Annotated in this window: 20 protein-coding genes and 1 pseudogene; 9 read left to right on the top strand and 12 right to left on the bottom strand. The window is 47.0% G+C overall.

Annotated elements, in window-relative coordinates; genetic code table 11:
• The first annotated feature begins 12 nt into the window (after window positions 1–12).
• From C1T21_RS04540 to C1T21_RS04525, 4 genes are read left to right on the top strand one after another with little or no spacing between them, the layout of a single operon-like run.
• Window positions 13–606 (top strand): TetR/AcrR family transcriptional regulator, encoded by a 594-nt coding sequence (locus tag C1T21_RS04540; RefSeq protein WP_103047388.1) that lies wholly within the window; start codon window positions 13–15, stop codon window positions 604–606.
• Window positions 607–650: 44 nt separating this feature from the next.
• Complete coding sequence (locus tag C1T21_RS04535; protein WP_103047387.1) at window positions 651–992, top strand: DMT family transporter; 342 nt, start codon at window positions 651–653, stop codon at window positions 990–992.
• Window positions 992–1,306, top strand: coding sequence for a DMT family transporter (locus C1T21_RS04530; RefSeq protein ID WP_013312355.1), 315 nt, complete (start codon window positions 992–994; stop codon window positions 1,304–1,306). The genes C1T21_RS04535 and C1T21_RS04530 overlap by 1 nt, the downstream gene beginning before the upstream one ends.
• Window positions 1,307–1,362: 56 nt before the next feature.
• Window positions 1,363–2,295, top strand: a complete 933-nt coding sequence (locus C1T21_RS04525) for a 1-phosphofructokinase family hexose kinase (protein WP_103047386.1) — start codon at window positions 1,363–1,365, stop codon at window positions 2,293–2,295.
• 106 nt (window positions 2,296–2,401) lie between these two features.
• Here C1T21_RS04525 and C1T21_RS04520 read toward each other — a convergent pair whose 3' ends face one another.
• The gene (locus C1T21_RS04520; RefSeq protein WP_103047385.1) at window positions 2,402–2,836 is read right to left on the bottom strand and encodes an Lrp/AsnC family transcriptional regulator; all 435 of its coding nucleotides are present in this window, start codon (window positions 2,834–2,836) and stop codon (window positions 2,402–2,404) included.
• A 157-nt stretch (window positions 2,837–2,993) separates the two neighbouring features.
• On the opposite strand from C1T21_RS04520, the gene C1T21_RS04515 reads away from it, so the two are divergent.
• A complete protein-coding gene (locus C1T21_RS04515; RefSeq protein ID WP_068938936.1) occupies window positions 2,994–3,455 on the top strand; it encodes a VOC family protein in 462 nt (153 codons plus the stop codon).
• Window positions 3,456–3,624: 169 nt separating this feature from the next.
• Window positions 3,625–4,089 (top strand): DUF3592 domain-containing protein, encoded by a 465-nt coding sequence (locus tag C1T21_RS04510; RefSeq protein WP_103047384.1) that lies wholly within the window; start codon window positions 3,625–3,627, stop codon window positions 4,087–4,089.
• Window positions 4,090–4,100: 11 nt separating this feature from the next.
• Here the strand turns inward: C1T21_RS04510 and C1T21_RS04505 are convergent, their stop codons facing one another.
• Window positions 4,101–4,715: a LysE/ArgO family amino acid transporter gene (locus tag C1T21_RS04505; protein WP_103047383.1), complete on the bottom strand. Its 615-nt coding sequence runs from the start codon at window positions 4,713–4,715 to the stop codon at window positions 4,101–4,103.
• A gap of 85 nt (window positions 4,716–4,800) precedes the next feature.
• Entirely contained in the window at window positions 4,801–5,481 is a 681-nt protein-coding gene (gene mobA / locus C1T21_RS04500) for a molybdenum cofactor guanylyltransferase (protein ID WP_103047382.1), read from the bottom strand.
• 196 nt (window positions 5,482–5,677) lie between these two features.
• Here mobA and C1T21_RS04495 point away from each other — a divergent pair.
• Window positions 5,678–6,900 (top strand): annotated as a pseudogene (locus tag C1T21_RS04495) (MFS transporter).
• A 185-nt stretch (window positions 6,901–7,085) separates the two neighbouring features.
• On the opposite strand, the gene C1T21_RS04490 reads toward C1T21_RS04495, so the two are convergent.
• Entirely contained in the window at window positions 7,086–8,765 is a 1,680-nt protein-coding gene (locus C1T21_RS04490) for a glutamine--tRNA ligase/YqeY domain fusion protein (protein ID WP_103047495.1), read from the bottom strand.
• Window positions 8,766–8,972: 207 nt separating this feature from the next.
• Here C1T21_RS04490 and C1T21_RS04485 point away from each other — a divergent pair, with 207 nt between their 5' ends.
• Both C1T21_RS04485 and C1T21_RS04480 read left to right on the top strand, forming a co-directional pair.
• The gene (locus C1T21_RS04485; RefSeq protein ID WP_103047380.1) at window positions 8,973–9,698 is read left to right on the top strand and encodes a copper amine oxidase; all 726 of its coding nucleotides are present in this window, start codon (window positions 8,973–8,975) and stop codon (window positions 9,696–9,698) included.
• Between the two features lie 84 nt (window positions 9,699–9,782).
• Window positions 9,783–10,331: a GNAT family N-acetyltransferase gene (locus C1T21_RS04480; RefSeq protein ID WP_028540721.1), complete on the top strand. Its 549-nt coding sequence runs from the start codon at window positions 9,783–9,785 to the stop codon at window positions 10,329–10,331.
• A 99-nt stretch (window positions 10,332–10,430) separates the two neighbouring features.
• Here the strand turns inward: C1T21_RS04480 and C1T21_RS04475 are convergent, their stop codons facing one another.
• From C1T21_RS04475 to C1T21_RS04435, 8 genes are all read right to left on the bottom strand, one after another.
• Window positions 10,431–10,925, bottom strand: coding sequence for a GNAT family N-acetyltransferase (locus tag C1T21_RS04475; RefSeq protein WP_103047379.1), 495 nt, complete (start codon window positions 10,923–10,925; stop codon window positions 10,431–10,433).
• A gap of 104 nt (window positions 10,926–11,029) precedes the next feature.
• Window positions 11,030–12,277 carry an MFS transporter gene (locus tag C1T21_RS04470; RefSeq protein WP_103047378.1) on the bottom strand — a complete coding sequence of 416 codons (1,248 nt, stop codon included), beginning with the start codon at window positions 12,275–12,277 and terminating at the stop codon, window positions 11,030–11,032.
• A gap of 46 nt (window positions 12,278–12,323) precedes the next feature.
• The gene (locus C1T21_RS04465) at window positions 12,324–14,456 is read right to left on the bottom strand and encodes a molybdopterin-containing oxidoreductase family protein (protein ID WP_103047377.1); all 2,133 of its coding nucleotides are present in this window, start codon (window positions 14,454–14,456) and stop codon (window positions 12,324–12,326) included.
• Between the two features lie 359 nt (window positions 14,457–14,815).
• Entirely contained in the window at window positions 14,816–15,661 is an 846-nt protein-coding gene (locus C1T21_RS04455) for a formate/nitrite transporter family protein (RefSeq protein ID WP_103047376.1), read from the bottom strand.
• Window positions 15,662–16,048: 387 nt separating this feature from the next.
• A complete protein-coding gene (locus tag C1T21_RS04450; RefSeq protein WP_069290565.1) occupies window positions 16,049–17,410 on the bottom strand; it encodes an FAD-dependent oxidoreductase in 1,362 nt (453 codons plus the stop codon).
• A 392-nt stretch (window positions 17,411–17,802) separates the two neighbouring features.
• Entirely contained in the window at window positions 17,803–18,279 is a 477-nt protein-coding gene (locus C1T21_RS04445; RefSeq protein ID WP_039271605.1) for a glutathione peroxidase, read from the bottom strand.
• An 87-nt stretch (window positions 18,280–18,366) separates the two neighbouring features.
• Entirely contained in the window at window positions 18,367–19,170 is an 804-nt protein-coding gene (locus tag C1T21_RS04440) for a (2Fe-2S)-binding protein (protein WP_103047375.1), read from the bottom strand.
• Window positions 19,171–19,182: 12 nt separating this feature from the next.
• Window positions 19,183–20,076 (bottom strand): ABC transporter ATP-binding protein, encoded by an 894-nt coding sequence (locus C1T21_RS04435; RefSeq protein WP_025722201.1) that lies wholly within the window; start codon window positions 20,074–20,076, stop codon window positions 19,183–19,185.
• Between the last annotated feature and the right edge of the window lie 158 nt (window positions 20,077–20,234).

Below are 20,234 nucleotides of genomic sequence, written 5' to 3'. Positions count from 1 at the left end.
TAGGTGAAAATAATGGGGATAAAAGAGATTCGAAAGGCCGCTCTTTCCCAATTTGCCACCAATGGGTATGAGGGAGCATCCTTGAGCAGTATTGCCTTTGAGGTCGGGATTCGCAAACCGTCTATATATGCGCATTATCAAGGCAAGGAGGATCTGTTTCTACAGGTGGCGAGGTACGCTTTTCAAGAGCAGAATTTACGTATTTTTGAATACTTTTCGGAACGCAGAGATCAGTCGTTGGAGCATACACTGCATGACTTCCTGTTTTGGATGGGACAGGAATATAAGAACAACAATACAGCCAAGTTTATGCTTCGTTTTTCCTTCTTTCCGCCTGTATCTTTGTATAACGAGGTTCTGGATATTGTTAATCCTTTTCTGGAAAATATGGAGCGAAAATTAACTCGCCACCTCCGGAATACACGGGATCGGGAACCCTTTGGGCATATGGAGCCAGTGGATGTGGCTTTAGCCTTCATAACACTGGTGGACGGAATCATGGTGGAGCTACTGTACAGTGGAAGCATCAACTACCACCGAAGACTGAACGCTGCATGGCCTATTTTTTGGCGTGGGATTACGTTAACCTCACCTCATGAAGCGTGAAGCCGTCGAACTTATAAAATTTATTTTTAAGGAGAACATTCATCATGAATCGCAGTTGGATTTACGTTTTTGTTGGAGGTCTGATTGAGGTTGTATGGGTATCGGGTTTGAAGCATGCGGACTCTATACTCGCCTGGATTGTAACGGTGCTGGCCGTGGTGGCCAGCTTTTATTTAATCATGAAGGCTGCGAACCGACTGCCTGTAGGCACAGTGTATGCTGTATTCACCGGACTAGGGACAGGGGGAACAGTCGTAGGCGAAATGCTGCTATTTGGGGAACCGTTTCAATGGTCCAAAACGCTGTTAATTACCCTTTTGCTGGCAGGTGTGGTCGGCTTGAAGTTAGTTACCGACCGTGATTTTCAGGAAGGGAGTGGCGCATAATGGCTTGGATTGCATTGGTTATCGCGGGGTGCTCGGAAGTGTTAGGAGTCATCGGTATGAAGGGAGTTACGGTGGGCAAAGGCTGGAAGTCCTTAGTGCTTATGGTCTTATCCTTTGTTCTTAGCTTCTCTCTACTCAGCTATGCCATGAAAAGTTTGCCTATGGGCACCTCCTATGCGGTATGGACAGGCATCGGAACGGTTGGCAGCACAATTACAGGCATGTTCTTGTACGGTGAACAAAAAAGCGTACTGCGCGTTTTATTCATCGCCATGATTCTTGCCGCAGCATTGGGATTAAAGCTAATATCTTAGCATGAGCGAATGGCATCAAATATTGCGAATTGCTGATCTTAAAGGAGTGACGCCTTGTGATTACCACCGTAACGCTTAACGCGGCTGTGGATAAAATCTACACGGTTGCAGGCTTCGGTTTGAATGCCGTCCACCGCATTGAAGGCGGCCTGACGGTACCGGGCGGCAAGGGCGTGAATGCCGCCCGCGTCATCCGCACGCTAGGCGAGCCTGTACGAGCGACCGGGTTTGCTGCCGGACACACGGGACGGCTGCTCATTGACGGGTTGAGCGCAGAAGGCGTAAGCGCCGATTTCATTGAAACGGCACATGGGGAGACCCGTCTCGCCATTACCGTGCTCGACCCGTCCGCGCGCACGCAGACCGAGCTGATTGAGAGCGGACCGACCGTTGGGCCGCTTGAATTAGCCGCACTGCGGCGCAAAATCGAGACCCTTGCCGAGGATTCGGCTTGGGTCGTATTCTCCGGCAGCCTGCCACCCGGCTGCCCGCCCGATCTGTACGCCGAGCTGTGCACGCTGGCGAAGGCGCGCGGTGCGCGGGTAGCGCTGGACGCGAGCGGTGAGGCGCTGCGCTTGGGGCTGCGCGGAAAGCCCGACCTCGTGAAGCCTAACGAGGACGAGGCTGCTCGCTTCGCGGGAATCGACGCAGCGCGCCCGGATGCCGCTGAAGCGGCGGCAGCAAAGCTGCTGGAAGCCGGAGCGCAGCTGGCCGTCATCTCGCTCGGCGCGCGCGGGGCGCTGGCGGTAACGCACGATGCGCGCTACCGCGTGAGCCTGCCAGACGCGGACATTGTCAGCGCACTCGGCAGCGGTGACGCCATGGTCGCCGGGCTGGTCACCGGCGCAGCTACGGGGCTGGATCTCCCTGCCATGCTACGGCAGGGAGCGGCCTGCGGCACAGCGGCAGCTCTGCACGCCATGGCCGGGAAGATCGAGCTCCAGGACGTGAAGCGTCTGGAGCAGGGCATTACGGTGACGCTGTTGTAATTCAGCGTCACTTTTTTTATTTCATCCAAGCATTCGCTTATCTTTATTTCACAAATACAGTTATTCCGAATGCTCTATATTCCAAATGTTCGGTTCTCCGATTGGCTTACAGCAGAAGCCTGTTCTCCAGTATATTTTTCATACAAATATGCGACTTCGAAGGTCCCAGCTTGACTAGGGAATCCTGAAGCTCTGCAATTTCCTCTACCGACGCGGTTTGTACCTTAATGAGATAATTAAATTCTCCACTAATGCGAAATAAATCGGTGACTTCCTTCGCCTCTCTACAAAATTCAACCAGCTCTTGACAATGTTCTGTCTTTATTAGAATAAATGTAGTCGTCCCTCGATTCATTTCCCGTAAATTAAATACGGTACTATATCCAGAAATAATCCCTCGTTCTTCAAGCTTGGTTATCCTTTCTTTAACAGACGGCTGTGACATCGAGATTTCTTTACTGATTTGGGAAATAGTTATCCGAGCGTCATGCTGTAGCAATTTCATGATTTTGTAATCTATATCGTCAATGTGATGCTGCATATCGAGCCCCTCCTAACCTGAATTTAAAAAATAACGTTTTTCACCCAAATTAACTTTTTTCAATAATTAATATAGTATAAAAACCTTACTTTAAATATATAAGCACCACATCATTATTCATATAATAAGGTTTACTTACATATAAGGAGGATCTGAAATGAGCGTAAAGGGACTAGCGCATGTTGCCATACAAGCTCGTGACTATCAAGCAACCATTGCATTTTATACCAAGGTATTGGGGTTTAAAAGAGGACATCACTGGAGTCTTCCGTCTTTTCGAATTCAAGAGGCTTCCATGCTGATCTCACCCGATCAGAGAACTTGTCTCGAAATTTTTGATAATGATGCTGTCATTCCTGCCCAAGGAAAAAAGGCTTCATCCGAGCAAGAGATTGCTCACGGGGCTTTATTACACTTGGCATTTTACGTAGACAATGTAGATGAAATATATCAAAAAGCCCTTGCCCACGGAGCAAGAACCTTTGTGGAACCCAATCAGCTTACACTTGGCGAACCTCCTCTGGTTGTAACAAATGCATTAGTCCACAGCCCTAATGGTGAGGTTATCGAATTTATCAAGGATGTTGATTTTGATATGTCCCTATCGAGCAAAAAGTAATCCTCGCAGCTATTAAAAAGATCCACTTCCCGGTGAAGTAGGATCTTTTTATATTCCATACAGCTCTGCCGTTGTCTCTATGGAAGAATTAAGCTGTTCCTAAAAAACGTCCGATATATTGATTATCGCTTATTTAAAGGAGTAGATTATCATCTCAATTGATTTCAATGTGTATTGGTTTCATTTTAGCTCCGATCTGCTGATGCCATTGTTCAGCTTGATTGGACTGCTACTCATCTATTTGGGATTCAGAACGATCCGTCGTCATCGTTATCGTAAACGCCACTGGGTCCGTACCAAGGGGCAAATCGTTGATGCGCATATCGAAGTAGATATTGATGTCGTTCCCTTTGACCGAGATGATCAGGTAGATACTAGCTACACCCGCCGATTAAAGGTGCGCTTCTATACAGCTTCAGGTGAAGCCGTAGAATTCTGGAATCCTTATAGCACCAACCTAAGCCTCAACCGGGTTGGCAGCAAGATTAAGGTATTATACAATCCATCCAACCCTCGGGACGCCCGAATTGCAGGCGGTGTAAATGGTGCTGGCTGTCTGGCCTTTATGCTGTTTTTGATCGGAGTTCCCTTTGCTTTGAGCGGGGTATTCGCTGTTTTGAAGTTTTTCCTCTAACCAGGCTTGGATCACATACTGGTAATAAAATTTATCGCCATATACATAGCCAGGCCTAAAATAATCAGTGCCGATATTTTGTTGAGCACAGTCCCAAACTTCCCTTCTGAATCCATACGTCCCACGAGACGCCCCGCCGTTGCCAGGCCGATAAACCATATCCAAGATACGGACACGGCAGCCAGACCAAAGGCCCAGCGTTCCCCGCCGTCATATTGAAGGGAGCTGGTTCCAATTACCCCAATAGTGTCGAGTATGGCATGTGGATTCAATAGCGATACCGAAGCGGCAAAAATCATCTGTCGTTTCGGGCGCATCGCCTGACTTTCTCCTGAGGAAGCTGCCTTCGACCTCCATAGAGTCCAGGCCATATACAGCAGAAACAAACAGCCCGCTGCATAGAGTACGTTTGTGAGCCATAGAAATTGCTGCAAAATAAGAGATACGCCCCCAACCGCAAGCGTGATCAGGATTGTATCACAGACACCCGCTGTAATGACAGCAGGCAGTGCATTGCGAAACCGCGACTGGGACGCCCCTTGATTAAACACAAATACATTTTGTACCCCCAAAGGCAAAATCAATCCCAATGCCAATAAAACGGCATGGATAATAGCTTCCAGCATAATTATATTCCCCCAAATTTAGTCCATCATATTTCTCTAGTATTTGCTCTCCTAAATAGTCCTCGCGCAGGAAGCTTGTACGTTTCTAATCCTCTCGTATTTCCTTTAAATTCTTCACGTTCTGCGTGTGCTGTTGTACGCTATGCTTCAACTGCTCTTTAGCAAGCTGGTAGTCCTGCGGATTGTTCATGTTAAACGCGGCCTTATGCCACATGTCTTCACTCACTCCCGGCAGATCTTCTACCGTCGCATAACGAACGTTCAGCTTGTCCAACCAATCGGTGAGACGAAGCCGTCTACTGCGCAAACATTCCTCGGCAGACGGCAGCACGCTCCGATGGTACACAGCCAGCAACGGGTGTATACGTCCATCCATAGAAGAGATCACTGCTTGCAATGCTGGTTCCGTCGTCCCTTGCAACTCCGTCCATTTCTTAGTTACAGCGAGCAGGTCATGCAGCACCTCTGGCTGTACAAAGGGCATATCACAAGCGACAACCATCCCCCACTCCGTAGTAGAAGCAGATAATCCTGCATGGATACCGCTCAAGGGCCCCATACCCGGAAAAACATCAGGCACTGTTTCCATACCACTCAGACCATATCCTTGGTTGTCACGAGTGACTACTACAACCCGCTGGGCCGCCTGCTGCAATGTAGTATACGTCCGTTCAAGCATAGTAGCTCCATCAATCTCAAGCAGAGCCTTATCCTGTCCCATTCGGCTGGAACGTCCTCCTGCGACGATAATACCAGTCACTTTCACAAATAAATCCTCCTTTTTTTTCTGAAAACAATTGCAAATATGCATATGAATTCTTGAACAAAATTTAATTATTACATAATTGTTAATTTATTGGTTTGTTAACCCTTTCAACACATGATACATTGGAATAAAGAACCTCCCACAGATCGGCATCGATGCGCAGTTCTCTATCGGGCTAAGAAAGGAATGGCTTGTCTTGCAAAAGAGAGAAATTCAAGAGACTCCTCTATATTCCTTAAAACTGTATAATTTTTTTCTATATGGGGCTATGGTCATTTTCTCCAGCTTCTTCCCGTTGTATCTGCAAGATATCGGCATGGACAAGCTGGAGATCGGGAGTCTGATGGCTATCGGACCTTTTGTATCCGTATTCGCGAACCCTTTTTGGGGCTATACAAGCGACCGGAGCCGTAACCTCCGACGTATTCTGCTATTTATGATTATAGGTACCTTGTTATTGCTACAAGCTTTATTTCATGTCCATACGTATATCATGATTTATGTGTCGATGATTGGTTTTTATTTTTTTCAAAGCCCTTTATTTGCCCAAAGCAACAGCCTAATTCTCAGCTATATTGAGGGCACAGACCGGAAATTTGGTTCATTCCGTATATGGGGCTCCTTCGGCTGGGCTGTGACAGCAGCAGTTGCCGGCATAGTTATTGACCAAACGGGGATATCCAGCATATCCACCATCTTTACGGTACTTCTTCTAGCTGCATTGATCTGCACCTTGTCAATTCCACCACTGAAAAGCACTGTGGAGACAGCAACCATTCATTTGCGTGGCTTTGGCAGTGTTTTAATGAACGGATACTTTATATCCTTTATTTTATTGGGCATCCTTGTATCCATCCCGAATTCGATCAACAGCGCCTTTATGTCCCTGTATATCACCGAACTGGGTGGGTCCAAACAGATGCTTGGTTTTGCTGTTTTTATGTCATCGGTATTCGAAATTATTGTATTTTTGCTGTTTGATCGCTTCTTGAAGAAAAGAATGACCGTGATGGTCGGTTGTTTGGCACTCGTCAGTTTGCTGTTTGCCTTACGGTGGGAACTGATGGCTCTGGCCACAGACCCGATTCAGATCGTGTTCATTCAGGCGCTTCATTGCGTCACCTTCGGTGGATACTTCTATGTAGGCACCCAGTTGACCGTCCTATTTACCCCTGCAGCATACCGATCATCCGGACAGGCCGTATATACCTTGACCTGGAGTGGCATATCCGGTATCGTAGCAGGTTTTGCGGGAGGTTGGCTATTCCAGAACTTTGGCGGAGAAATGATGTACCATGCAGGGGTCTTTTTCGCCCTACTTGGCTCTGTAGGATTCGCTATCATGTGGTATATGCTGTACAAGAACGGTTATCAGCCAGGACTGCCAGCGGGCACAAACGAATAGAAGAAGCCCCTTAACAACACTAGAGGAATGAGCTGTTCCCTCTTCCCTTCTGGCTTGTTGGCAAAGACAATAGAGTATCGTCAAGTCAATGATCATGTATAAAGAGTGTGCATGCGTGAAATAAAGGAGTCTGCCGACGGCAGACTCCTTTTCAACTTGGTCGCACGAAGCTCCCATCTCTCCCACAGTTCCCAACAGCCTATTGCTTAGGCAATTGGAAAGAGCTTTTCAACGATACAACACGGTTAAATACAGGCTGACCCGGTTTGGAAAGCTTCGGATCGACACTGAAATAACCATGACGGAAAAATTGGAACTTGTCCTGCGATTGAGCTTCTTTCATGTTCGGCTCGACATAGCCATGAGCAATTTCCAAAGAGTTCGGGTTCAATTGGTCAAGAAATGTTTTTTCCGATGCATCCTCTTCAATCTCTTCCGTGTCCTCTGCGTTAATCAAAGGCTCATACAAACGGAATTCGGCAGGTACAGCCTGAGTAGCCTCTACCCAGTGGATCGTGCCTTTCACTTTACGTCCAGTAAAGCCTGATCCGCTCTTAGTTTCTACATCATAGGTACAGTGGATTTCCGTTACATTTCCGTCTGCATCCTTAATCACATCGTTACATTTAATGAAGTAAGCATGTTTGAGACGTACTTCATTACCAGGGAACAAACGGAAGTATTTGCTCGGCGGATTTTCCATGAAGTCCTCACGCTCGATATAAATCTCACGGGAAAACGGAATTTGACGTGTACCGAGTTCCGGATTTTCAGTATTGTTTTCCGCCTCCAGCATTTCAACTTGTCCTTCAGGATAGTTTGTGATAACCACCTTCAACGGATCTATGACTGCCATGGTGCGAGGTGCCTTAAGCTTCAAATCCTCACGTACAAAATGCTCCAGTACCTGCAAATCGATGACTCCGTAGGCTTTGGAAATGCCTGTCTCATATACGAAGTTGCGGATGGCCTCCGGCGTGTAGCCGCGACGACGTAAACCGGAAATCGTCGGCATACGCGGATCATCCCAACCATCTACGTGCTTTTCATCGACCAGAAGCTTGAGCTTACGCTTGCTGGTTACGGTTTGAGCCAGGTTCAGCCGTCCAAATTCGTATTGGTGCGGTACCTTTTCCATCTCACATTCAGCTACAACCCAATCATACAGCGGGCGCTGATCTTCGAATTCCAGCGAACAGAGTGAGTGCGTTACTCCCTCAATCGCATCTTCCAGCGGATGAGCATAGGAGTACATTGGATAGATACACCATGTGTCGCCTGTATTATGATGTGCTGTGTGTGAAATGCGGTAAATAACCGGATCACGTAAATTAATATTTCCTGAAGCCATATCAATTTTGGCACGCAGCACCTTTTCACCATTTTGGTATTTGCCTGTACGCATCTCTTCAAACAGTTTCAGATTGTCTTCCACACTGCGATCCCGATAAGGGCTATTTTGCCCCGGTTCGGTCAGTGTGCCACGAGTTTCACGGATTTGGTCCGCGCTTTGATCATCCACGTAGGCTTTACCCTTTTGAATCAGCAGGATGGCACGCTTGTACATTTCTTCGAAATAATTGGAGGCAAAATGTTTTTCCTCCCATTCATAACCAAGCCACTTCACGTCCTCCTGAATGGAGTTCACGTATTCCGTGTCTTCCTTCGCCGGATTGGTGTCGTCGAAACGCAGATTGGTGCGTCCTCCGAATTCATCTCCCAACGAGAAATTGATCCAGATAGCTTTGGCATGTCCAATATGCAAATATCCGTTAGGTTCAGGCGGAAATCGTGTAACAACCTCCTTTACCTTACCCGTACGTAGATCCTCTTCAATAACATTTTTAATAAAATTGGGGGGAGTGATCGGCTTCTCCACGCTAATCAACCTTTCTTCCGTATAATCTGTGTAAAACCTGTTCCCTTAAATATACCCTTTCACACCGCATAACTCAATAAAATGAAAATCCTTATGCTCTCTTCAGCAAAAAAAGTGACAAGTTATGAAAAAGAGTTAACATTTTCGGCAAATAAATTCGTTATAGTGTATATATCTTTTATTTTGCCCGGAAAAGGAGACCCACCCGTGTTTAAGCTGCTCATTGTGATCCTGCTGTCTATGCTTTTGTCCTCTTCCGTCATGACTTCCGGCCATCCTTCATCGGACCCAGTGAACGAAACCGTACAATCTCGTCCGCTAGCCAGCGCTCCAGAAGACTCATCCGTCCGCTTATATGCCGTTAATCCGTCACAGGGATTATTCCAATCAGCTGTACTGGAAATCGGCCAGCAACGCCGCACATTCCGATGGTCAGGCTCGGCGGATATCTCCACCGCACCACAATTATTTTACAGGGATGTGAACGGGGATGGTGTCCGTGAAGCCGTCGTGATCCTCACGCGTGCCTCGGGAACGGGTGTCGAATTGCAGGAATTGCATATTGTTAACGCACGCACGATGGAAGAATATGCGGTCGAATCGGCAGTAGATGCTGTGTCCCAGCGCGTACATAGCTCAGTGGAGCTACGTGACCACAACCGCCAGGTTCATATTGCTGTCACGATTGACGGTGTTGCGCACACGATAGACCCTAAAGCGTCAGTATTTTACGATGATCCAGCCCAATTTACAAAGCATCTCGATTTTAGTTCTGTCGTAATGTATGATGCTGAACAGCTTCCTCTGCAAGCCACTGTATCTGGCAGTGTATCCCCAACCGAATTTGTAGGGGATTTGGATCTGAAATATGTATACGAGCATGAACGGTTCCGGGTGGGACCTATAGAATTTGAAGCTTCCTCTCCCTTTTGACGACTCTCGCAGAATAAGGTAGCATGGGATTAAATGCTAGACTGGCTGGTTTAGCGATTTTCCGAGTGAAAGAGGGGATCAATCATGTTTACATATGCGTTGGACGAACGCACAGTCCTTCGGCCGCTCACCAAGGAGCATGTGCAGCCTCTGTTTGAGCTGATCGAAATGTCCCGTGACCGCCTGCGTCAATGGCTTCCATGGGTAGACTCCACCACGGAAATCAGCCACACAGAGCAGTTCGTGCAGGGCGCCTTGAAACAAGCCGCAGAGAACGGTAGTCTGACCGCCGGAATTTGGATAGACAACGAGCTTGCTGGCATCATCAGCTACCATGAGATCAATTGGACTCACCGCTCCGTTAGCATCGGATACTGGCTTGGACACGGGTACGAAGGACAAGGTCTTATGACCAGCGCCTGCCGCGTATTCGTTGAATATGCTTTGATGGAGCTGGACTTGCATCGGGTCGAAATCCGTTGCGCAACGACGAACCGCCGCAGCCGCGGTATTCCGGAACGTTTGGGCTTTGTGCTCGAAGGCATTGTACGCGAAGCGGAATTGCTGCCCGACGGCTACATGAACCACGCAGTGTATGGTATGCTCCAAAATGAATGGAAGCAACTTCGGTAATATTGTATTGTACAACAACGCCGCAGACCTGATCAGGTCTGCGGCGTTGTTGGTTTAGGCCGGACATAAAACCGAATATTGCTGTCTGTAGCCTCCCGCCTATTTTAAGAAATAGGCCATTAACACATCATCCACGAATTGGCCTGCTATGTAAAACTCCTCATGCAAACGTCCTTCAATCGCGAAACCGCATTTTTCATAAAACATAAGGGCTTCCATGTTACACGAGAGTACCCGCAAACTTAATTTGCGTATGCCCTCGGCAGCTGCAATGTCCTTCATGGAGTTCATGAGCGCCGTCCCAATACCTTTGCGATGATAGGCTGGATGTACAGCTATATTTATTTCGAGTACATGACAATTACTAGCCAACAGCGTTGGAGGACGAAATCCAATATACCCGCAGAGCACTTCCTGTTCGATGGCGACCAGTTGAGAGCCTGGAGGCGTATTGCGCAAAAACTCTCCGCGAGACTTCCAGGACAGCGAAGCGGGAGCCGTGCGTTCATTCCATACCAATTCATCCAGCGCAATCAGATCAGGAGCATCCTTCATCTCCGAATGACGTATCGTCAAGGGTTGACTTGTAAACAATTCCTTTCAATCCTTCCTGTGAAGGCTTTCCTGAAGCAATAACTGCAATCATTCGTCACTTATTGTACCATAATCACAGCTCATTACTGAACTTTTATTAGGACTTAAGAACTGGGAACATCAGACTTGGAATTATTATTAAAAGTATCCAAATCATGTCGGTAACGGTTCAACCAGCTATGCAGGACGAAAAACAGGATCGACAACACCGCTACGCCCGCTGCCAGCCAAAGTGTAGGCGGTAACCCACCGCCATCATACAACTTCCCCATAATATAAGGCCCCATTACCCGTCCGGCTGCGCCAATGCCCCCCACAAGCCCAATGTAAAAGGGTGCACCCCGACCTCCATGATCAGATAGGAACGCAGGAACCGCAGGTGCAATCAGCATTTCTCCCAGGGTCGCCAGGACCATAGCGAATATCATCCCCGTATAGTTCTGTGTACCCAGCATGACGATATAAGCAGATAAGTAAAATCCGCCGGCCCATGTCATTTGGGCTGAAGCATGCCGGGCATACAGACGTTTTATCCAGAAAATAATCGGCTGTGCAGCAAAAATAAGAATACCATTCAGCGTCCACAGTAACCCATACATTGTTTTAGGCAAGCCCTGCTCAATAATATGGGGAGATACTCCTGTATTCCAGATTGAATTGCCAAACCATAAAAAAAGCGAGCCTAACCCCACAAAGAGATATAATCTGGTATCACGAAACAGCAATCGAGCTGGTATTTCCTCTCTTTTCTTCACGGACTTGCTGAGCTGTACTTCTCCCTCTTCCCGATCCACCCTACTTAGATAAGACCAGAAGAATCCGGCAAATACCGCAGAAGTCACCCCATTCATCACAAAGCTGAGCTGATAGGAAAGGTCAGCCAGAACGCCACTCAATCCCGTACCCACGGCAACACCAATATTGTTAGCGACATAAATAATATTAAACAGCTCACCACGACGGTCAGCAAAACGAAAACCTACAAAGGCCTGAATCGCAGGCACAGATACGACATTAAAAAAGCCGATAAAGCCCATCATGATGACAAACGCTACCCAATGGCCACTGGTAAATGGAAGCGTAAGAAGTCCCAGCGCGTTCATCGCGAGTGAGCCAACAATCAGTTTCTTGGCTCCAATACGGTGATAGAGGGCGCCACCCAGCACTTGACCAAAAATTCCGCCCAGAGACTGCACTAAAATCGCAATCCCTGCATCTCCCATACTACGGTTTAGCTCGTCAAACACATACATGCTAACTAACGGCCACATCAGGGAACTTCCAGCGGAATTAATCAGGCTAGCAACGAGAAACACTTTCACTTCTTTCGGATAAGACTCCAACCATTTCATATCTTTTGTTTCTCCTTTTGCATCTGACGCCATAGAAGGCATAATCTCATTGGCGCTTCACATTCACCACCGTTGAGAAGAAAGTAGCCCCCTGTCCCATATCCGACAGCCGATCAGAGGTTAACACATTGACACGCTGTCTGCGTCCTTTGCCTTCCCACCATAATCCCTGGCTAATCACAGTACCGGGCAGCATCAGATCGGTGACTTTGGCTTTCAGCTCATACATCCCCCGATCATTCCATACGGTAACCGGGTCCCCATCCGCGATGTCCCTTGTCTGAGCATCCTCCGGGTGAATTTGTAGCAAGGGCTCCCGCTCCAGTCGCTGATGCTTGGGCAAGTTAGCGAAAGTAGAATTCAGAAAATTATGGTTTGGCGGTGAAATAAACATTAATGGATACCGCTCGTCCGCTTGCGGTCGATGCTCTCCGTCGTACCCTTCAATCAGCGGCACATAAGAAGGCATCGCGGGCAGACCTGCTTGTTTCATTTTTTCCGAATACAACTCAATCTTGCCTGAAGGCGTGGTTAAACGATCCAAATAAGTAGCCTTTGGCGTCATATCGAGCTTTACAAAAGGTGACTTCTTTAAGGCTTCCAAAGTTACACCGTTGAGATAAGGGTTCGTTGAATTATCAAGCGCGCCCACAATCATGTCCTCTTCACTTTCCGTAAAGGCAGCTTCGTCAAAGCCCATAGCCCGTCCGAGCAGGCTAAACAGCTCATAATTGCTTTTGCTTTCCCCGAGTGGAGCAATGACGGGTTCCTGCATCTGGACATAGTGATGCCAGTAGGATTTATATAGGTCTGTACCTTCAAAGGAAGACGCTGCAGGCAGCACAATATCGGCATAACGGGCCGTATCCGTAAGAAACAGGTCATGAACGACTGTGAACAAATCCTCTCGTTCAAATCCTTTAGTCACCCGTTCCGAATCGGGAGCTACAACTACCGGGTTACTGCAGTATACGAATAAAGCCTTAATCGGCTGTTCCTTCTGTAGCAGCGCTTCTCCGATCCGGTTCATGTTGATCACCCGGGCATCCGGGTTCTGTCGCAGATCAGGACGCGCCAGATGGGCACCGTTAATTTTGGCGTAAGCGCCATTGGAGCGTGACGCTCCCCCGCCGTGCTTCAGCCATTGTCCAGTGAGCGCAGGCAAGCATGTAACCGCACGTACGTTCATACCGCCATTATCATGATGCTGAAGCCCATTGCCGATATTGATATACGCTGCTCGCGCAGTTCCGTACATTTCCGCCAAACGGATGATATCCGCTTCCGGTACGCCGGTAATCCGTGAAACTCGCTCTGGTGTATATGTCTTAACATGCTCGCGCAGTTCCTCATGGCCTACCGTGTAGCGATGTAAAAATTCGTCGTCCGTCAGTCCCTGAGCGAACAGCACATTCATAACACCCAGCGCGAGCGCCGTATCCGTCCCCGGATATAACGGAATGAACCAATCCGCCCATTGCGCCGTCCGGTTGCGATGAACGTCAATAACGACCACCTTAGCACCTTTTTTACGTGCTTTCTCAGCCAAAACGACCTGATGCATGTTGGTGCTAATGACATTTCCACCCCACACAATAATGAGGTCTGCATCCTCCGTGTCCTCCGGGCTGGTGCCGCCCTTAAAACCCATAACGGACGCCCAGCCTTCATTCCCTGCCACGCTACATATCGTCTGATCCAGTTGGCTTGAACCCAGCGCATTAAAAAATCGGCGGTCCATTCCATCCACACTCAATACGCCCATATTGCCATAAAAGCTGTAGGGGAGAATAGATTCCGGTCCGTCCATACGTATCAGCTCCTTGAACCGACCTGTAATGGTATCGACTGCCTCCTCCCAGCTAATACGTTCAAATTTTCCTTCTCCTTTGGGGCCTATACGTTTCAACGGATAGAGCACCCGATCAGGATCATATACCCGCTCCGTCATATTGCGAACTTTGTTACAAATAGCCCCTTTGGTAATAGGATGGTCCGGGTTCCCAGTCACCTTGACTATCTTTCCATTTTCCTTGTGAAGCAGGAGCCCACACGTATCCGGGCAATCTAACGGGCATACAGCTGGAAAAATACCGTCCTGCTGCTCCGTCATCCGCTGCCCCATTTGTAAGTCTTGTTGAAGCGTGGCCTCAGGAGGCGCGCTATTACGATGATCCATAGTGTTGATGCTCCTTTCCGTTACCGTTTCCAAAAATTACACTGATCTTATCATATCCACAGCTTTGGCCTATGGCAAGAGAAGGATTTTCCCACACAGCCGCTCTCCAAAATATTAAAAAAATCCGTCTGCTGCATAGAGCAAAACGGATTTTTTTTAGAATCATAATTTTTTTCGACATCCTGTTTCATCATATCTTACCGAGGGTAAAAGAGATCAAGGCATTATGGGACGAGAGCACACTCATCCTCCATGCCAAATCATGGACCACTCCCAAAAGAATCCGCCATGACAGATTTCGTTCCCCCGGGCCTGTCATGGCGGATTTGCTTTGTTCATTTCTGCTCAAAGTAACGTCATTAAGCATGATCACTTAACGGTTTTGATACAACCGAAGAAGTAGTTGGAGATTCATTCACTGGAAGTGCGTTGGTTTGAGGCTTTTTCAAATAGGCCAACCAGTAGGCTCCAGCCACAAACAGGCTACCTCCTACCAAATTCCCCAGCCAGACCGGAATGAAGTTCATAACATAATCAGCCCATGAAAAGTGGCCTGCAAAAATAGCCGCCGGAATGAGAAACATATTGGCAACAACGTGCTGAAATCCAATAGCGACAAAGGCCATTGTCGGGAACCAAATCCCCATGATTTTGCCACCGATAGAGTCTGTGCTATATGCCAGCCATACAGCCAGTGCTACGAGCCAGTTACATCCTATACCCGATATAAAAGACTGCAAAAAGCTTTCATGTAGCTTATGTCCTGCCATATCCACCACTTTGTCCAGGTAAGGGCCCGTTTCTGTCAAACCCAGCACATGCCCAAAGAAAAATGCAACGAATAACGCACCTGCAAAATTACTGAGCGTAATAATCGCCAAATTACGAAGCATGGCTCCTGTCTTAATCCGTCCTGCCCATCTCGCCAAAGGGACCGCCATCATATTGCCGGTCAGCAATTCTCCGCCGGCGATCAAAACTAATACCAGACCTACAGGGAACACCGCTGCTCCAATAAAGGTGGCAATGCTTCCCCATTCTTTAGGCGCACTTGCAATAACACGTATATCCAGCAAAAACCCGAGTGCAATAAATGCACCTGCCAAAAATCCCAGTACCACCGCCACAGTCCACGGGTTGTTCGCCTTGGCCACTCCTGTTTCCACCGTCTTTTCGGCAATTTGCCCCGGTTTATAGCTCGCCATATGTCCCCGCTCCTTTAATATCTTTTCACTAAAATATTCTTCTTTCATATTTTATTTAAAATCAGTGATTATGTTTGTGAAAAAAATCACTTTCTTAACTATAAAAAAAACAGCCCTTGGAAAAAGGACTGTCTTTCTGTATTATTACATCTACTGCGCTACTACGCGCTTTACATTTAATTGTATTCTTCCTTTTCAATTGCTCTCAAGAACCAAATAACTCCACCGAGGCCTACCAGCGCCACGACTACAAGAAAAAGGATATAAAACAAACCCATAAGCTACTTCCCCCCTGATCCTTATGCTACTCTATATTGTACTATAAGGATTCGTCCGTACGCCTCAGATTGTTGACAAACTTATGAACAATGTCACAGACAAACCGAATTATACAGTAACTGGGTTTCGTTCGGATATTGTAGGCAATGCTTGTAAACCTGCCGCGTTCAGGAAATTCCAAGGCTTGTTATAATGCGGCTGGAAGAAGAAATCGACAAAGGCCAACTGGTCAATGGTCATATGATTTTGAATGGCTACGGATAGCGTGTTAATGGATTGCGTCAAATCCACCTTCGACATAATTTGAGCCCCCAAAATTCTTCGTGTCTCCTGCTCATATACCACTTTCAGTAATACCTTTTCGGAGGTTGGCATAAATTCAGGCCGGTAGCTGTCCTCAATGGTTACAGCTTCTACAGTCATGCCTTCGTCCGTTGCCGCCGCTTCCGTCAAGCCTGTTCCTGCGATATTGTCTTCGTAAATTTTGATACCCGAAGTTCCTTGGGTTCCCATGTAGGCAATCGTTGGTTGTACCAGATTACGTGCTACCAGCGTACCCATACGAACTGCGTTGGTTGCCAAAGGGATATAAGCCGTTTTACCTGTCGGATTATAGCGGATTGCACAACTATCACCTGCTGCAAACACGTCCGGGCAGCTACTTTGCATATAGTTATCCACAATGATCGCACCGTTAGGCAACATATCTACCTGACCTTTGAGCAGATCCGTTTGAGGTCGGAAACCAATGCAGAGAATAACAAGCTCTGTCTCATATTCTCCTTTAGAGGTCACGACTTTACTCACCTTACCGTTCGTACCCTCAAAACGACTCACCGTCTCGCCAAGTACCAGCTTAATGCCATGTTCCTTCAGGGAACTTTCAATCCGGTCTGTATACTCATGGTCCAAATACTTATTCAATATACGATCAGCACTGTCGATCAGCGTTACGTTTTTACCGTTCATTTGGAAAGCTTCTACCAGTTCAACACCAATGTATCCAGCCCCGACGACTGTAATGTTCTGTACGTGCTGGGCTTTCTCAATGATATCATTGGAATGATTATAGTTTTTACAGAGCAAAATATGATCAAGTTCAATGCCCTCCAGCTTTGGAATAATGGGCCATGATCCTGTGGTCACAATTAATTTATCAAATGTGTCTGTAAATTCTTCACCTGTTTGGAGATTACGTGCATGCAGCGTCTTGCCTGCCGTATCCACACTCGTTACCTCATGAAGCATCTTGGTCACTACACCCAAGTCAGACAGTTGATCTGGAGACGAATAAAACAGGCCGTGTGGATCTTTGACGACACCACCTACATACAGCGCAATACCACAAGATAAAAATGAAATATTATCATTACGCTCGTAAACGGTAATTTCTGCATCTGGATAACATTTAGCTGTGTTGACGATAGCTGCCGTGCCTGCGTGTGTACATCCGATAACTGCTACTTTCATGTTAAATTCCTCCTTGGTGTGTGGGCATAAAATGTATAATAATTGTGAATAGTTTCACGTAAACAGCTCGTTTGCGTTTGTGATTTATTTCACTTCATGCGCTTATTATAGTGTGATATTTTTCACATTACAATAGCTTTTCGTGATATTCACAATTTGTCCACATTAAAAAAAAAAAAGGATATACAAAATCAACGGTTTGCTGAAATATTTTTTTGCTCCATTCAGTTTTCCCTGTAAGCCCCCTGATTATGCCCTTGGAATCGACTTTCACATGATGCGCCCCCCCTTAAACAAATGCACATGTAGAGAACAAAAAAAGGTCCGTTTCCCGGAGACACGCAGGAAATCAGACCTTTTTAAACATATACTTTGGAGTTAAGGCAAAGCTACTATAGCAATTGCTCAATGGCTGCTTTCATCGCTTCTGGTGACTCCTTCGGTTCAAAACGACCCACAGGTACACCTTCACGATTCACAATGAATTTCGTGAAATTCCACTGAATTGTTCCATCTTCCTGTTCTCCAGGCTGTTGCTTTTTCAAATATTCAAACAGAGGCGCTGTATCTGGTCCGTTGACGTCCACTTTGGCGAATACCGGGAAACTAACCCCGTAATTCAGTTGGCAAAATTCAGCCGCTTCCTCGCTGCTGCCCGGCTCCTGACCGCCAAATTGGTTGCAAGGAAAGCCTAATACAACTAATCCCCGATCCTTATATTCGTCATAAAGCTTTTGCAAATCCCCATATTGCGGAGTAAGTCCACATTTACTGGCGGTATTCGCAATAACCAGCACCTTACCGGTGTAAGTATCCAGAGAAACCTCCTGATTCGCTGGTGTTACGGCATTATGTGAATAGACAGACATACAGCATCCTCCTTCGTGTCGCTTGGTTTAGGTTACATAACCTATTTTAACCAAAACGTGACGGACATGCCAACATCCGCAGATACTTTACCGTGATGCCATCACTTCGAGTCTGCGTTCTTCGCGTTCGGAAGCGGACATTTTTGGGCAAGCATAACAATACCGCTGGCCTCCACCTGTCTTGTAATATTGGCAACAGGACGGTTTCATGTAGGTATTTTCACCGGGACGGTAAGGATTGTCCAATTCAATGAGACGAACCGTAAACGGATTTCTTTTACGCCCGAATACCTCTCCCTTCAGCTCACGTGTCACATACATATAATCTTGTTCAAAGCGCTCCACATCCTGAGGATCAGTCAACGATGGCTGTACTCTATCCTTAAAATACAGCAATGTCAACGGAAACTGTCCCCACATTTGCCCAATAGATGCGCTTCCCACTGCAGCTATTGCCTCCAATATGGGCCGCATCTGCAAACTGTAAAAGTCACGTAACACTTGCTGAGCTTGTTCGGAAGAAGGGTCATCCCCATTGTTCCGCGTATTGTCCAGCTCTGTGAGGTCGATGACCTGGAGGCTAATAGAGGGATATTGACCTTCATAACAAATATGAAATCTGAGATTAGAAACGGACAGATCCAAACGGCGTTCACACAGTGACACCATAAAATGCTGTGCAAACACGAGACCACGCAACTGGTTCACAAAATAAACGGCTGCGGTTAAATCGTCTTCAGCACGCAGAAGATCGCCGTAATACTCCATCACAGAGCGGATTTTCTCTGGTTCAAGCCATTCGGCCACTGGCCCGGAATATACTGCATCCTCCGGCGTGACTCTCACTATTTTCGCTAGTTGCTCAAGTTGATCGTGATCCAGTGGTCTCATGGTATGTCCTCTTTAACCTCTTGCCGCTACTTGTGCTCTAGCATCACGTCGCTCAGCAACAGAACCCACAGGTTGCTTATCTTCCATATTCATTTCTTTTACTGCTTGGCTTACCGCAGGCTGTCCAGCCAAAGCATACGGAAGACAGAGCGGTACACCCGTACGAGGATCTGTTACAATATCCGCTTCGATCCCGAACACCTCACGCAGCACATCAGGGGACATAACCTCAGTTGGAGTTCCTACCGCCTCGGCCTTCCCTTTTTTGATCGCAATCATATGCTGAGCATACCGGGCGGCATGGTTCAAATCATGCACGACCATAACAATGGTGCGCTCCTCCGAAGTATTCAGATACTCTAGCAAATGCAGCACTTCCAGTTGATGCGCCATATCTAAAAATGTCGTCGGCTCATCCAGAAACAAAATATCCGTATCCTGCGCAAGCGCCATAGCAATCCAGGCACGCTGACGCTGGCCGCCAGAAAGCTGATCAATCGGACGATCGTGGAACTCGCTCATTCCCGTTACTTGAATGGCCCACTCCACCATTTTGCGATCTTCCGCTTTCATGGAACCAAAACCTTTTTGATAGGGAAAACGTCCGTAAGATACCAGTTCCGTCACGGTTAATCCTTCCGGTGCAGTCGGATTTTGTGGCAAAATAGCCAACTGCTTAGCTACTTCCCGGGTGGATTGCTTATGAATGGATTTACCGTCAAGCAGAACACTGCCGCCCTTAGGATTCATGATGCGAGCCATCGTCTTCAGAATGGTGGACTTGCCAGAACCATTTGCGCCCACCAAGGCTGTGATTTTCCCTTGCGGTATTTCTACGTTCAGATCTTCTACAATCAATCGATCTTCATAAGCAATATCCAGATTTGCCGTTTTCAGACGAAACATTTGGAATCATCCCTTTCCCTTATCCAATATATATAGTCACGGGCTTAACGCACGACTTTCATCAAAACTTCATTCTATCTTTATATAATAAAGATATTGATAATCATTATCAAGTGTTAACTGGTTTATTTCCTATATCATACAGTGCATATCATCCA

The sequence above is a fragment of the Paenibacillus sp. F4 genome (assembly GCF_002894905.1).
Classification (GTDB): domain Bacteria; phylum Bacillota; class Bacilli; order Paenibacillales; family Paenibacillaceae; genus Paenibacillus; species Paenibacillus polymyxa_B.
Note: the sequence above shows the minus strand (reverse complement) of the source record. Positions and strands in the feature narration are given on the sequence as shown.